This is a genomic window from Dyadobacter sp. SG02 (assembly GCF_900109045.1).
Classification (GTDB): Bacteria; Bacteroidota; Bacteroidia; order Cytophagales; family Spirosomataceae; genus Dyadobacter.
In genome coordinates, this window is the sequence record NZ_FNYL01000001.1 from 566,164 (window position 1) to 582,542 (window position 16,379).

General features: G+C 50.4%; 9 protein-coding genes. All 9 read right to left on the reverse strand.

Going from position 1 to position 16,379, the window contains the following annotated elements; genetic code table 11:
- Positions 1–242: 242 nt before the first annotated feature.
- Positions 243–3,410: a PVC-type heme-binding CxxCH protein gene (locus tag BMW93_RS02465; protein WP_090373591.1), complete on the reverse strand. Its 3,168-nt coding sequence runs from the start codon at positions 3,408–3,410 to the stop codon at positions 243–245.
- A gap of 44 nt (positions 3,411–3,454) precedes the next feature.
- Positions 3,455–4,333 (reverse strand): ThuA domain-containing protein, encoded by an 879-nt coding sequence (locus tag BMW93_RS02470; RefSeq protein WP_090373871.1) that lies wholly within the window; start codon positions 4,331–4,333, stop codon positions 3,455–3,457.
- Positions 4,334–4,567: 234 nt separating this feature from the next.
- Positions 4,568–4,894 (reverse strand): hypothetical protein, encoded by a 327-nt coding sequence (locus BMW93_RS02475; RefSeq protein WP_090373592.1) that lies wholly within the window; start codon positions 4,892–4,894, stop codon positions 4,568–4,570.
- 158 nt (positions 4,895–5,052) lie between these two features.
- Positions 5,053–5,991: a hypothetical protein gene (locus tag BMW93_RS02480; protein WP_090373593.1), complete on the reverse strand. Its 939-nt coding sequence runs from the start codon at positions 5,989–5,991 to the stop codon at positions 5,053–5,055.
- Between the two features lie 107 nt (positions 5,992–6,098).
- On the reverse strand, positions 6,099–6,836 hold the full coding sequence (locus BMW93_RS02485; RefSeq protein WP_090373594.1) for a hypothetical protein: 738 nt from the start codon (positions 6,834–6,836) through the stop codon (positions 6,099–6,101).
- Between the two features lie 52 nt (positions 6,837–6,888).
- Positions 6,889–8,202, reverse strand: coding sequence for a vanadium-dependent haloperoxidase (locus tag BMW93_RS02490; RefSeq protein ID WP_090373595.1), 1,314 nt, complete (start codon positions 8,200–8,202; stop codon positions 6,889–6,891).
- Positions 8,202–11,516, reverse strand: coding sequence for a VCBS repeat-containing protein (locus BMW93_RS02495; protein WP_177193986.1), 3,315 nt, complete (start codon positions 11,514–11,516; stop codon positions 8,202–8,204). Before BMW93_RS02495 ends, BMW93_RS02490 begins: the two co-directional genes overlap by 1 nt.
- A 141-nt stretch (positions 11,517–11,657) precedes the next feature.
- Positions 11,658–13,262: a SusD/RagB family nutrient-binding outer membrane lipoprotein gene (locus BMW93_RS02500; protein WP_229240148.1), complete on the reverse strand. Its 1,605-nt coding sequence runs from the start codon at positions 13,260–13,262 to the stop codon at positions 11,658–11,660.
- An 8-nt stretch (positions 13,263–13,270) separates the two neighbouring features.
- The gene (locus BMW93_RS02505; protein WP_090373597.1) at positions 13,271–16,366 is read right to left on the reverse strand and encodes a SusC/RagA family TonB-linked outer membrane protein; all 3,096 of its coding nucleotides are present in this window, start codon (positions 16,364–16,366) and stop codon (positions 13,271–13,273) included.
- Positions 16,367–16,379 lie beyond the last annotated feature (13 nt).

Genomic DNA, 16,379 nt, shown 5'->3' on the forward strand with positions numbered 1-16,379 from the left:
AGGATAACCGTACTAATGGCTGCAATTGGTAAAAATCGAAGCATGGTTAAAGCCGTAACGTGTGTTATGTGATAGATTCGGATCAGTTATAAGCAAATCTAAATCTTTATCGCCGCTATCCGTACACATAGTTTGCTTTTCTTAGTAACCGAAAAGCCACGAATAAATTGCAATAAAAACGAAGAGAGAGCGGAGAAAAAATCCCCGCCCTCTCCGTTAAGCCTACAATTATTATACCAGCCCTACATCTTTTCCAATGGATGATCTTTCAAAAGCTGTTCGGGTGAGTAAAAATCTTTCTTGCTTTCCGTAGCCGCGCGGACCTGCTTCACCTTCTCGGGCGATATCGCCGGCCCCTTGTTTCCAAAAGAATTCCGGACGTAAGTCAGCACCGCCGCCACTTCGTCGTCTTTCAGCAAACCTGCGAACGGCGTCATGGGTACCTGGCCCGGATATTTCTTCCCATTCACTTCGATCGGCCCGAGCAAGCCCTTCAATGCAATCTTGATCAACCGTTCGTCGCTGCCGGTAATCCATGGCCCCGATAGCGGCGGAAAACCCGATGCTTCCAGACCTTTGCCATCAGGCTGGTGGCAGGTAGTGCAATAGCCCTCTTTGGCATAAATCTGCCGTCCCTGGTTGAACAGGATCAGGTCGTTGCCTTTCAGACTTGTCGCAGCGACAGTTTGCTTTTCTTTTTTCACATTCTCTCCTTTCAAATGCGCTTCGGCTGCTTCGAACGCGTGGATTGTCCAATCGTCGAGCGGCATTTTTTTCGCTTCTGCCAATACCGGCAAGCCTTTTTCCTTCCCGATCCACGAGGCTGCCACAATGGCCATTAGGCGTACGCGGCTGTTCTCGTCGCGTGCAGCCTGCGTAAGCAGATTCGCCTGGTCGGGCACCTGGTGGCCCGTGTAGCGCACTACCTGTACGGCTGCGGCACGCGCGTGGTAATCTTTGGCATTCAATACCTGTTTCAGAAGCTTCTGATCCACCTTGTTCATCCCCCAGCTTACCCACAGGCCTTCGAGCAAATGATGCTCGTAACGCGGATCGTTTTTGTCCAGACCAGCTACCCATGTATTCAGTTTAGCCAAAACCTGTGAAGCATCGCGGCCGCGCAACTCACGGCGCGTGCGGTAACGGGTGCGGTATTCGGGCAATTTCAGATTGTTCAACAGCTCTTCGATACTTGCACCATCTACCTTCGCAGGCGTCACGAGCGGGCGCGACGGGTACGTAATGCGGTAGATACGCCCGTGCGAGTGGTCACGCAACGGGTCACGTGCGTTGTGTTGCATGTGGCCGATGAGGATATTGTGCCAGTCGATCACGTATAAAGAGCCGTCTGGTGCAAATTCCATGTCAACAGGACGGAAATTGCGGTCCTCGCTCACCACGAGGTCCTGGCGGTGGTGACTTTTGTAGCCGGTACCCTCGTCCGTCAGAGTATGTTCTTTGGTTCCGAGGAAACCGATGGTGTTGTTGATCAGGAAATCGCCCTGGATATCGTCCGGGAAATGGCGGCTCGATACGAATTCCAAACCGGAAGTAGGACGCACGCGATGTTTGTCCTCCACGAGCTGCACCGATTTATGTGTCGCTTCGCCATAGCGTGGCAAAACGCTGCCCGGCAGCATCCAGCGCACGTCGGGGCTCGATGTTTCGGCAAAAAACGGCTGTCCCCAGTCGTCGAATGCGATACCCCACGGGTTCGGGATCGAAAGCTGCGCGGTGCGTTCGAGCTTTTTCAATTGCGGCGCATAACGGTAGAAACCGCCGTTCGTTGCACGCACAGGGCCATATGAGGTCTCTACATTGGTATGCAGGAACACGCCCTCTCCGGAATAGATAGCGCCCGACGGGTCCACTGTAAATGCGTGGCTGTTGTGGTGCGTATCGTGGTCGTCGAAGCCGCTCAGCAGGATTTCTTCTTTATCGGCCTTACCGTCGCCGTTCGTATCGGTCAGCAATTTCAGGTTGGTACCCTGAGAAACGTAAACGCCTTCCTTGGCGATTTCAAAGCCCAGCGGCAAATGCAGGCCATCTGCGAAAACGCTTTGCTTGTCGGCCTTGCCGTCGTTATTCGTGTCTTCAAAAATAATGATCTTGTCGTTCGGCTTAGAATCGCCCGGCTTGTAATGCGGGTAACTGGGCATGGTTGCAACCCACAGGCGGCCTTTGTTGTCGAACGACATTTGCATCGGTTTCGCGAGGTCGGGGAATTCCTGCTCCGAAGCGAAAAGCTCTATTTTATAGCCATCGGGCACTTTTAGTTTCGCCAACGCATCGTTGCCGTACAGGTAAGTAAGGCTGCCGTTTTTGTCAGGATTAAAATTGGTTTTGACTTGCGGCAATGTGCGGGTACTTTTATCTGCCGCGGCGAGGTCCGTTTTCTCGCCTTTCGACGCAGCCAGCCAGATTGCCTGGTCCCGAATATCGGTTAGCTGACGGATCTTCTCGATCTCTGCCGGATAGTTGTCCGGACCGAAAGGATTGTAACGACGGCCATACACGTGCACCCCGTTCGGGATTTTAATGTCGTTATGCCACATCCAGTTCTTCTCGTCAACCGCTGCATGTACCAACCCGCGGTTTTTAGCTTTTGAAGCCGCTTTTCCAAAAATTTGATCAGCCAGCAAAACACCCAGTTTTTTATACCCTTCCGCATTCAGCTGCGAGCCGTCGATCGTGAGGTCTTCTTTTGTTTCGGCATACCACTTTTGGGAAGGCGCGAATGCATCCACGAACAGTACTTTGTTCTGGTCCGCAACTTCCTTCATTGCTTTGGTATACAAAAGCAGGTTTTCGTTCTCCTTCTTGCCATTCGGAAGATCAAACTTCGCCGAAAGGTCCTCGAAAGCGATCGGCGAAACGATCACCAGTTGCGGTGCGGAAGTACCGTTGTATTTCTGCTGCAAGGTCCATTTAATGAATGCATCGAGCTCGGCCTTGTAATTGGCCAGACCAGCCTTGCCTTCAAACGACTCATTATAACCGAAAAAAGAAACAATTACGTCGGTTTTCAGGCGGGTAAGCCATTGGTCGGGCGTTTCGAGGTGGCCTTCGCTTTGAGAAGGATTGGCCAGCTCCGTCTGGAATTTCTCGGCTCCCGGGAATGCCCAGGGTGTGTTACGGCTCGCGTGCGGGCGGAAACCCGGCGTGTCGCCGCCGTCGCACATGTTGCGGATAATGAGGTTATCGTCGGGGTAGCGCATATACAACTCCGTTTCGAAGTTGTCGTAATTCATCATCCGTGACCCCAGGTTGTTGCCGATCAGGGAAATGTGCGTACCCTTACCGATTTTGACCGGCACAGGCTGATTCAACTGGAACGCGCTGAATGCGATGACCGCCAGTCCAAAGGCAATAAGCGATGAATAAACGCTGATTTTTTTGGGTTTAGACATTTGAAAAGATTTTAGGTTGGGTTTTAGGTAGCGTTATGTAAAGGTTACTTGGCTTCGCGGTAAGGCACCTGGATATCCATTTTGCCTTTCCATTCTTTCGGGATTTTCAGCCCCAGCTCGTAATGTATCGCATTGATCACCAGCCGCTGGAATGCTTCGAGCCTGAAATCCTCGGGATGACCGAGCGTGGTCATAAACACTTTTCCGCCAAATGAGTTGGTACCGGTCCAGGCCACCGGGTTTTCGATCGCCTCCTTATCTGGGTTCACCGATTTGCCCATCAGCAACCACGTAGAGCCTTTGGTAGGATAGTCGGGCAGCACGCGGTACAGCCACGAGCGTGCGTGGAACGGGCCTTTTACACCAGTAAGAATTGGATTTTTGGCCTGCTCGGGAATTACCGTCACGTCTGTACTGCTATTGTGGCCATAATGCGTATGCTTCGCTGCCCCGCCCCATCCCGGAGGCGCATTCAGCGCAAACTCGCCGAAAGCATTCCATTTCTCGCTTTTGTGTCCCTTGGGAAAATTGAATGCGTGTGTGGTCGTCCGGAAGCCCATCACCGGCTTGCCGGTTTTCAGATATGCTTCGATGTGCGCGAGCTGGTCCGGGGGCAATTGACGCCAGCGAAGGTAAAAAATCGCCAGATCGGCGTCTTTCAATGCTTCGAGGCCGGGAATATTCTTTTCGCTGTTGTGATCGGGATTGGCTTTGAGGACGATCGTCCGCATGCCGTAATTCTTTTCGAGCTCGGCCGCCACGATCGGCAGCGTTTCCTCGCCGCTGTACTCGTGGTCGCCGGTAACAAACACAACCAGAGGCTTTTTGTCTTTTTTAGCAGATTGCGCCGCCGCATTTTGAGCACCGGCCATCACTGCAAATGCCGCAAAAAGGAAGCAAATGCAGAACTGTTTCAATTTCATGATGAAAGGATTAAGGTTCAAGCTGAGTAAGTAAAGATACTTTTATAATGCAAAAAGCGCTGTAAACTACTGTGAAGTGCCTGCTCCAAAATTACCCTTTCGGAAACTTTTCAGCACAGCCACACAGGAAAGACTGTTTTATCCAATTTTTCCCTTAGTTTGTTATAATGTGTTGTGAAAAAAACCGATAGTGTTCGGTTTGCTTATACTCACAACTGGCACCTTGGCGAAAACTCAATCGATAGTATCTATTTTCAGCAAGGTGCCATTGCTGAATATGAGTTCGTGCTGATACATCTGAACAGTGTCGCCGGAAAAGTCCATTCCTTCAAAAGCAGGGTAACATTTCAGGCGTTTTTCTATTTTGTTTTTAGATCTATCGGTGTCATTAAAAATCGAAATAATCACAGCCAATTCATCTTCTATCATGTTGTAGCCATCTCTCATATACGTAATTGTGACCGCTTGGTCTACAATCACATATCCGCCGACTATCAATAGAAAACAGAGAGACCCTCCTAGAATGGTAAAAAGCACTTTTTGTTTTTTGTTGAATGACATATCTGTGGTCGCTTACTGCAAATACTCTTTCAATTCTTCCCGTAGCATATGGTGAACCCCAATGTCTGCGAAAGCCTCGGACAAATCTACATTAGCCCCTTTGACAAATGAAGCGACTATGCTGAATTAAGTTTTGCTTTCAAGCAGATGAGCAGCCCTCACTTTTTCAAACATTGGATCAGATTTTGCAGTTGCGTGCTATTGAATTGAGTATTCCGGATAGCAAGCAAGATGGGTGCATCGATGCCCCATTGGATTACGGTCTTTAACTTTTCCGCGTCATTATTTGTGAAGACCGCTATCCAGATTGCAACCGGGAACGCACCCCACTTCTTTAAGATTGCTCCTCGTGAAAGGCTTCTCCTGATGCCAGCTTTTTGATTCGCATTAAGACTGTCTGCATTGCACACGCTTTCGATATTAATGATAAATTCCGGAATCAACGTTGCCAGGGCCTTCGAAGTTGCCGCTGGTAAAGCATTCCCTTCCGGCAACCAATTTTTTGACAGTGAGCGATAGGTGCCTAAACCTTCATAAATGCACTCCCAAAGAATACTATCCCTGAAAGTCCTTAATTCGAGATCAGCACTTTTCAGGCACTTCTTATGGAATAAATGGGTCATTTCATGTGCAAACAACCGATCGATCCGACTGGAATTATCCTCCGATTTGGCGTCGCCATAATTGGCCTCCAACACGCACAAATCGAAGCATATCGTCTCTTTGCCAAAGGTAAACGCATCATCTACACCTCCTAATCCCGCTAGGATCACTACTTTGTTGATAACTAAGTTATCAAACGGCACAGCAAGTGAATCGATCATGAGCTCCCAGTAAGCTTCGCGACTCGCTATCAATGCATACCAATCCTTTTCCGCAGCGGAAAAATGCTTTGTTAGAATAGCAGTTGAATCATTCGGATGAACCTTCCGGGAATCTAAAATACGCTTCCATTCCGCACCTGCCTTTTTGTCTTCCGGCACACTCATAACAACAATGCGATCGCCGAGAGCCATTTTCTGAACCTGCGCGGCAGTAACATGCCATGTGGTGATCATACTGAGCAGGATGGAAATTCTAAGCAAGAATGAAGTCATATCACACGCGACGAGTTTGCCATGAACCCTTTTGCACAAATTAACGAGCCATCACGTGAATATAATCATGCAATTATCCTGGGTAGTGGATGACTTAGTGTCTGGGTTCACATAAACCGCAACCCCAGCGTCAGCGAAAACCGCGACAAATCCACGCTGTCGTCTTTCGACAAGTGCAGTGTTTCCGTACTGAATTCGGTTTTGCGTTGGAGGCGGTAGATGGCACCCATCATGGCAGTGCCGGTGAGGTTGACTGCGAATTTGGGGCTAATGGGTTGCTCGATTCCGACGCTGATGCCCCAATTCATCGTTTTGCCGGAAAAAGTGAATGGCTGCGCACCAACCACACTTTTGTTTTCGTAAGGTTGGTAGCCCAGCAGCAGAGAGGTGAGAATGGCGGTTTTGCCGTTTTTCAGGAAGGAGCGATGGATCAATGCGCCGCTCAGGTGCTGGATCGTCACTTTTTCACTTTGCGAGCTGTCGAGGCGCGCCGAGGCTTTGTACATTTCATAGCGCAAGCCGAAGCCGACGTGTTTCCAAGGGAAGTATGCAATATCACCGCCGAATGCAATGCCGGATTTGAGGTCTTTGATATACTCCTGCTGGTCGTGGCTGGTTACCCGTCCCGCACGGAATAGCCGGTAGGCATAGCCGCCGTTCAGGCCAAAACTCCATCGCGGAAGGCCGCTGTCGACGGCCTCCTTTTCCTTTACAACGGCCTTTCGCGGCTGATCGACTCTCTCGTCGCGTTCCTTCCTCCATTCGGTGATGGAAGCTTCCTGGGCGCTGGCACTGTGGCCCAGCGTACCCAAAAACAGTAACAAAGCGGCAAACGATCTGATCATTATGTACGGAACGCGGCGAATTTTTCAGTGCCCAAAACTACGACAGAAATTGTCAGATTACGGATTTGACACCCGCTTTTTTGAGTTTTTCGACGATGAAACTACCCAACGCCCTACCCTGCTCCTGGCCGTTCTCGATCGCGTCGCGGTAATGGATGCCGCCGTAGAGCCGCGAAATAGCCGCTTCCTCCGATGCCTGCCGGAAGGATTTGAAATCCCTTGTCGGCAACTCGAATATCACTTCGGTATCGTCGCGGAATGCAAAGTGGTCGCCCAGTAAAAAGGTCAGAGTCTCTGCTACGGCGGTGGAAATGACGCTATGCCCGCTGGTATATTCGGGAAATGGCGGGGTTTGCAGTAGCGGCTGCCATTGGGGATCGATGGTCCGGTTGATAACCGTTTCCGGCCTTACGCGACTGCTCCGGTACTTTTCGTCCCAGCAACTGATGAATGCGTCCATCAGCGTAGCCGCGGCTAGCGAATGCACCATAATGCCTTTGTCGAGGTCCAGGTTGGCTTTGGTGGTGGCAATGCCGGTAATGTTCATCCAGTGGCCGCCCGGGCTGATTTTCTTGAATCCGATGTTCATATGCCCCGAAGTGTTGATCGCAAACGGATTGCAATCCCAGTAAGAGGCGATAAAGCGTTGTTGTTCCGTCAGGTTTTTACCTACCTGATAAACCTCCTTCGCGAGCTTATAGAACTCGCTCGTACTGTCTTTGCTGAACTCCACAGGCGGTTTTGGCACAAACTGACCGCATGAATCGATCAGTACCGGGCGGATCGTTTTCCAATGCGGCTCCACGCCCTCGATATAGCCCGGCGGGGTCGGGTACCAGTAGGCATCGCCCTTCTTCGGCCGGTACCGCAGGCGGGTGCTGAGTTTGAGATAGCCATCGGTAGAAGCATCGGCCGCAATTTTCTTCGCCACATCCTGCGCTACGGCAATCGATTTGTCGATCGTCGCCTGGGAATGCCCCTCGCGCAGCAACGCGATGATCAACTTTTTCTGGTCTTCTTCGAGCATGTATCCCGACGGAATAATAATCCGGCCCGTTTCAAGAATACAGTACAATGCGGCGATCTGGTAATCGTAGTCCTTCGCCACGATGCTAACCGGGTTAATGCTATTGGTAAATACCGTTGGTGCGACGATCTGCTTGTTGTTGCGCGCCACGATCTCGTGCGCGCCCAGAAGGCAATAGGTGTAAAAGCGGCTGGCCGCAGGCGGGTTCACGACATCGTGGATCATGACCATCGTCACCGAGAAAACGGCCGGTTGTAAATGCTTGCGCAACTCCTCTTTGGCAGGATTTGCAAAAACAGATTGGGTAAAAATCAAAAGGAGGAGGAGTATCCGGCGCATTACTTTCTGGAATTTTTATAAAACTGCAATGGCTCATTGAATGCGCCTATCACTAAAAAAGGCTGGTCACCAATATGGATCTGTACGGCCGATTTCACATCACCGGCTATCGACAATCCGGCTTCCGACTGCTCCACGAAACGAAAGCCCCCCTTGCCGTCGCCGGCGAAAAGACTGCCGTAATTGGCATCCATACTGCCCAGTTTGAGCCGGTTATCGGTTTTGTTACCCAACAGCAGCAGGTCTTTCTGCCCGTCGTGGTTGTAGTCGCCTGTGAGGATCGCGCATACGGGCGCGAATTGCGCGCGTGCAGGCATGGAGATCTTTTCGAATTTGCCGTTGCGGTTCATGAAACAAACGGTACGGAGCTCGCGCGCTTCCAGTTTACCGGCTTTGGCGAGTTCGGCAGGCGGGATTACGTCCGGCATGGTTGCATTGGCGTAGTCGCGGTAAAAGGAGAATTTCTTGCGCATCGGATAAATCTGGTCGTTCAGCTCGTCGCGGCTTACGAACGGGTAGGATTTGCCCTGCACATAAAAGTTAAAGAATGGATCTATCGAGCCATTTTTATCAAAATCGGCGAAATACAGTTCTGCGGGCTCTCTTTCGGAAGCTTTGATCTGCGAATTCTGTCCCAGGTTACCGGCGAGCATATCAGGCTTTCCATCCCCGTCCAGGTCTTCGATTTTGATGGTATTCCAAAAACCGCTCTCCTCATTTGGAAAGAAATCGGTGGTTTTATCTTCAAAATCTTTCCCATTGTAAGTAAACACTTTCACCGGCATCATTTCGCCCGCTATCACCAGTTCCGATCTGCCGTCCGCATTCAAATCACCCCATTGCGCGTCGGTAACCATCCCTATCTTGAAAAATGGTGATTCGCGGGCTTCGAAACGACCTTTTCCATCATTTACGAGCAGGAACGACGCCGGAGCCTCCGGGTAACGACCAGGTATAATGCGGCCGCCCAGGAATAGATCGAGGTCGCCGTCTTTATCAAAATCAAATGGTCGCACGCACGACTTGCTGCTGGCTTTCAAATTCGGCACGGAAAGTACCGACAGGCTCAGACCGCCCTTTCCATCGCTCAGATAAACTTCGTCTTGCAACGAAACCGTGTTCGGCTCAAAAAGGGAATAGCCGCCTTTCGCAATGTACAGGTCGTCATAACCATCGCCATTAGCATCGAAAAACAGGGCAGCCGAAATGGCGGACGTATTTTCATCTCCGACGGCAAAACCGGGCATTTCGCGGAATGCACCGTCCTTTTGTTGAAGGAAAATCTTCGCCTGCTTGTTCTGGTCGCCGCTCACGAAAATATCGTCGAGTCCGTCCTTGTTCACATCGCCTTTCGCCACCACCGGGCCCGTTTGCGAATACATGGACAACATTAGCGGCTGGCGTTTGAAATCATTTTCGCTGAAACCTTCGTGCTGGTAGGCAACCGCAGGGGACTGTTTTTGGAATAATGCATTTACAATGCGCTGCTTTTCGGATTTATCAGCCTTTTTTCCACCCTTTTCGACGACCAGTAACTGGTTACCCTTCACATTTTCCAGGATTTGAACGGTTCCATCCGGCCAGAGAACTTTCACAGTATCCACTCCCGCCATTTCCCCAAGCCCGAAATGCAGGCGCAACGGCGTACACGACAAATAGCCGCGGTTCGGATTCACTTCCTGGTATTGCAGTGTTCCTTTATTTTTAAGATAAACCCTCGCCCCTATTCCACTCGCATTCGCGCCGCCCTGTTTCAGCTTCAATTGCAGCCAATGAATGTTTTTGATCTCACTGGCTGTATTCTGGTAGACAAATGCAGGTTCATTAATGTTGTTAACAACCAGGTCGAGATCGCCGTCATTGTCCAGATCCGCATATACCGCCCCACTGGAAACCGCTCCCTGTTCGAGCCCCCAGGGCTGCTGCATTTTGGAAAAAGTGAGGTCGCGGTTGTTTTTGAAAATATAGTTAGCCAGCGCCGTGGAAGGCATTGCTTTCACGAGATCCATCAGCTGAAAAGGCTCCTTATCGACAGCCCTTTTGATCTTGTAATCACCCCAGTATTTGAGAAAATCCTTGTTGGTATAATCCCTCAGATAACCGTTTGAAATGAAAAGATCCTTGAAACCGTCGTTGTCGAAATCGGCGAAGAGCGGCGTCCAGCTCCAATCGGTGTTGGAAACGCCGGCAAACTGCGCGATCTCGCTGAATGTACCGTCGCCGTTGTTGAGCTGTAACATATTGCGCATGTATTGCTTTTGCAGGTCCTGCCGCACCATGAGTTCGAAGGATTCGTAGTTTTCCTGCAATTGAAGCAGTTTTTGCCGCTGGTTATCCTCCGGCAGCATATCGAGCGACATGATGTCAGGCAGACCGTCGTTGTTGAAATCGGCGATATCGATACCCATCGAAAACTGGGCCAGGTGCCGGAAATACTGCCGCGTCACGTCCTTGAACGTGCCGTCGTGGTTGTTGATGTACAGGTAATCGGGCTCGTTGTAATCGTTGGTGACGTAAATATCCTGCCAACCGTCCTGGTTTACATCGGCGATGGCAATGCCCAGCCCGAACGTTAATGGATATTGGTGAATACCCGCCTTTTGGGTAACCTCCACAAAATGGTTCTTCTGGTTTTCAAAAAGCTTGTTACCCGCGAGCTCGTCCGTCTGCGTACGGAACTTGGCGAGCTCCATATTGTCGATCTTTTTGGTGGTATGGTTGAGCAACATCATATCCAGATCGCCATCGTTGTCGTAATCAAAGAAAGCGGCCTGGGTGCTGTAACTGATATTGTCGAGCCCGTACTCCTTCGCTTGTTCGACGAATTTGAGATTGCCCTGGTTGATAAAAAGCTGGTTTTTCCGGTCCTCGTCCTTCACCTTGCCGGAGTAGCAAATGTGGATATCCAGCAAGCCGTCGCCATTTACATCGGCCATCGTCACGCCCGTTTTCCAACCGCCCTTCCTGCCTTCCAGACCCTTACCTGCCGAGGAAGTGATGTCTTTAAACTTCATCTTCTCCCCTTTCGCGCCCAGGTTCAGGTAAAGCTTATTGGAGCCCATGTTGGAGGTAAAGAAGAGGTCGTCGAAACCGTCATTATTAATGTCGCCCACCGCTACGCCGCCACCATTGTAATAGTATTCGTACGACATCACATTCTGGCCCTCCGTCTCGCTGATGGGGTTCACAAAATCGACGCCCGTCTGCTTCCCATCGAGCAAGCGGAACAAAGGGTTCTGCGCCCTGACGTCGGTGAACGATAATGTCAGCAGTAAAAAGGCAGGCAGGTAAAAGAGGCGACCTTTGTGATTCATTGAAAGTGCGGTACCGATTTAGAAAGGAAGATTTACTACTAAAATAAAAAACTTCAACCAAAAGTTGAAGTTAAAACTTAGTGCAGTGATTCGGGAGGAAAGCGCTAAGAAAATTAATATTTCTTAGCGCTTTCGTATTATTTATTTGTCCCACCAAACACGGGATACCCAGTTGTCGCCGCTCGCTAAACGCCCAACGGCGTCGCTGTAATTGGCGCTGTTCTGAGTTGCCTCGGTCGTCGGGTAAGGCTGACGGCGCGGGATCGTTCCGTTCGAGAAGTTACCCACGTAGTTGATTGGGGTCAGAACCGGGAAACCGGAACGCTTCCAGTTGCTCCACGCCTCCACGAAGTTGAACTGGATACCGGTAGTAGCCCAGTACTGTTCGTTGATCTGTTTCAATGCATTGGCAGCATCCAACGGGTGCGCGGTTGCGTAAGCGTCGGCCGTCGCAGCGTCGATCACCGCAGCCGCACCATATTTACCCACAGACTGGATACCGGCCGAAAGGCCGTTTTTGTAGTGCGCGGCAGCTGTTCCACCCACCGCAAAGCCACGGGTTACCGCTTCTGCCAGCAACAATTCCGTCTGAGCGTAGCTCAACACAAAAATCGGCCCGCTTCTTGAACGGTAGATGCCCGCCGGACGCGAATATTTACCAATAGGCGTCACATCGCCACCTGTGCCGGTACCGCCCGGATAACCGGCCGATTTGGTAATATCGGTCGCACCGCCGTTCATATCATAGCCATTCGGCAGACCCAGTTGATTCGCAGGGTTTGCGTCGCCGGCAATGGTAATGCTCTGGTTGGCAATAAGGCCAGCCGCAGGTACTTCCGCAATTTTGCCCAACCGTGGATCGTTGCCCGCTTTCAGGTAATCGATCATCACTTTGCTCCATCTTACCTGATAAATATCCGCAGGAGTCGACAATGCAGCACCGTTACCATTCGTATAGCCATTCGCGTCGTCCATTACAATATAAGCATCGTCGGCCACACTGGTGAACACACCACCTGCTGCCGCTTTTTCTGCATAAGTTTTAGCAGTCGCAAGATCCGCCTTGGTTAGACGCATTGCCAGTTTGAGCATCAGCGAATAGCCGTACTTCTTCCATTTGGTGATATCACCTTTGTAGTTGGCAAACGCATCGTTGGCGGGAAGTGCAGCAGCGGGATTCAAGGCAGCAATGGCACCATCCAGGCGTGTCAGCAACGATTTGTAGATACTTTCCTGGGTATCGTAAACCGGCAGCGTAATGCCTGTTTTTGCCTGCAATGCCTGCGTGTAAGGAACATCACCATAAATGTCGGTGATAGTCGCCAGCGCCTGCACTTGCATGATGATCGCAACGTTGGTCAGGTTCACCAGGGCTGGCTTGTCCTTCGTCAACTGCTCCATTTCGTAGGCCAGGCTGGCCGCGCGGTAGCCGGTGTTCCATGAACTGGCCAGATAGGAGTTCGTGTTGCTCGAAATCACATATTTGTCGGCATTGGAATAGTAGTTGGCCGCACCCGAAGTAGTGGAAGACAGTATCTGCACCCACATGCTTTGGAAAAGGATCGTTCCGTTATAACCCGCTGTTGCATTGGCGTGGTTGAACTGAGCGCTCGGCAGCAACAAGTTCGGGTCAAAAGTTTCTCCCGACGCCTTGGTAGGGTCGGTGTTCAGTTCATCGAATTTGTCCGTACAAGCCAATGGAAGCAGGCCTGCTAGGACGATCATATTAATTAGTTTCTTTTTCATATTGAGGCTCATTTGAACTTGAAGGCTACGTTAACACCATAGTTGCGCGTTGCAGGCAAGCTGGTGCCCTCGATACCCGAGTATTTCAGGTTCGCACCGAATGTAGCTTCCGGATCGATGTTGTTGGTTTTCTTCATGAAATAGAACAGGTTACGCGAAACGAGCGAGATGTTCACCGCGCGAATCAATGGCCATTTTGCCAGCATTTTTGCAGGCAGGTTATAACCTAGTGTTACCTGACGCAATTTGATAAAATCGCCGTCCAGCACGCTGATAGCAGTGACGTTGTTGGCTAATGCCGTGTAGTAATCCTGCGCAGTGGCAGTTACCGTGTTAGCAGCACCACTTTCCGTCACACCGGTAGTAATGCCACCTTCGCGCCCTACAAGCGTTTCTTTCGCCAAGCCACGACGGTATGCGTAGTTTTCGGTTGCTGAGAGGATTTTGTTACCGAAGTTGTAGTCAACCAGGAACGACAGGTTCACGTCGCCGAAACGTAGGTCGTTGTTCAAACCACCATAAAGGGTTGGTAACACAGTTCCATAGTTTTTAAGGTCACCACGAACCGGCAGACCTGATGCATCCACAACAATCTGGCCATTCGACGCATATTTGTAATCATAAGCGCGGAGTTGCGGACCAGCTTCGCCCACCACGTATGCTGTGATAGCATTACCCAGCGTAGCACGGTTCTGACCAAGTGGAATCGGGTTGTTGTCGACGTCTGTTTTCAGGATTTTGTTTTTAACCGAGGTAAGGTTGAAAGACGCATTCCACTCGAATTTCGAAGTTCTGACGGGCGTACCGGTCAACATCAATTCCAAACCACGGTTTTGAGTTGAACCTGTTCCAACAACACCGCTGGTGTAGCCGGTAGCACTACTGTAAGTAGCTGGCATGATCTCATTCTCGGTTTTCTGGCTGTAATATGACGCATCCAAACCAAGACGGTTTCCGAAGAATTTCAATTCCAAACCAAATTCAAGCTCTCCTTTGGTAAAAGGTTTGAGGAACAGGTTAGGCAACGCCTCAGGGAAACCTCCGGTAGGTATACCAGTAATCGGATTTCCGACACTGTAATACTGGCTTGTTTGATAAGGGTCGAATTCTCCGCTGGTACGGGCGTAAGAGGCGCGAACTTTACCGAAGCTCAGGCTCGACACATTCAGCATGTCGGTAAAGATGAACGCACCCGTTACCGAAGGTGTGAAGATGCTTCTGTTTGCGTTGGGCAGCGACGAGAAAACGTCGTAACGACCGGTTGTGCTCAGGTTAAGGATACCTTTGTAACCCAGGTCAACACTATAATAGGCTGACTGAACCTCTTTATTCGCCACTTCGTAGTTACGGTTGAAGTTCACCACGTTGTTCCAGCTATACAGGTAAGGCAATACAAACGGGCTACCGCCGATGCTTACTTTCTCGTACCAGTTTTTACGAACGTTTGCTCCCGCAATCGCATCAAGCGAAATTTCACCGAAGGTTTTGTTTACACCCACCAAACCGTCAATGTTCATTTCGGTACGTTGCGCATTAGACAATTCATCCAAACCACCTTTTCCGGCATTCGAGAATGCGGTTCCCCAAGGAGTTACCTTGAAAATGCGGTCATTGGCATTGTCATATCCGATACGCGCCTGAGCGTAAATCCAATCGGCGAACTGATATTTTGTCGACACTGCCGTGATCAACCGCTTACGGTCTACGTCGTTTACGAACTGATTGGTTACGAAATAAGGGTTGGTCACATATTCATCGTCCGAGAACACGATTTCCTTTCCGGTTGCAGGATCGTACCCGGGAGACAGGATGCGCTGATCGATGTTCGTAGCAAGGAACATACCATTGTTGGCGTTCATCGGGCCATCACTCAAAATGGGCTTACCCTTGATGTTCTCAATGATGTAGTTAGCCATCACATTCACGCTCAATCTTTTGGTAATATTCTGATCAGCAGTCAGATTGAAAGTTTTTCTCTTCAAACCGCTGTTCTCGATGATCGATTTATTATCCAGATTGGCCAATGACAAGCGGAATGAACCGTTGTCGCCACCTTTGCTTACCGAAACGCTATTGGTAAAGTTGCTACCATTTCGATAGAAATGCTTTACATTGTCTTTCTGAGCAGAATACTTGTAGGTTTTTCCGTCGAACTGAATGACATCGGATCCATCCAGCTTAGCACCCCAGCTCATACGGGCAGTTTGCTGCGCCAATGCGGTGGTAGTTGGTTTCTGGCCGCCGATACCCTGTCCGTATTCGTATTGGAAATCGGTCATGTCGCGTGGCGCGTCAAGCGAGTAGTTCAGGTTATAATCCACTGAAAAATCGCCCTTTTTGCCTGATTTGGTTTTAATCAGGATTACACCATTCGTAGCACGTGTACCGTAAAGACCCGAAGCAGCCTGACCTTTCAGAACGGTCATCGACTCGATATCGTCCGGGTTGAGGTTACCCAAACCGTCACCACCATCGGCACCACCCCATTCGCCGGCGCTACCACGCTGCGTATTATCCATCGGCACACCATTGATAACGATCAGCGGCGCACCACCTGAGTTCATACTGGGCATACCACGCATCAAAATCTTGGCAGTACCACCCGGACCACCGCTCGTTCCTTTTACGTTCAAGCCCGCCACACGACCGGCCAGCGAGTTACCCACGTTCGTTTCTCTTGCTTTGGTCATCAGGTCACCACCAATAGTAGTCACTGCATAGCCCAGCTTACGTGCCTCTTTTGATACACCAAGTGCCGTCACCACCACTTCTTCCAGGTTCGCCACGTCGGGAACCATTTTGATATCCACAGTGCTTCGGCTGCCAACAGCTATTTCCTGTTTCAAATAGCCGATAGAGCTAAACACCAGTACATCGGCGTCTTTCACCCCAGCCAACGAGAAGTTACCGTCCGCATCCGCGTTGGTACCCCGCGTTGTTCCTTTCACCGTTACTGAGACACCAGGAAGCCCCTGGTCTTTTTCATCGATGACCTTACCAGTAACAGTCCGTTCCTGAGCAAAGGAGGTCAACGATGCAAAAAGCAGAAATAGCCCGAGAGGGATAAACCCTTTCCCCAGAGCCATGCGTAGCTTTTCTTTCATAGGTTTGAAAAAT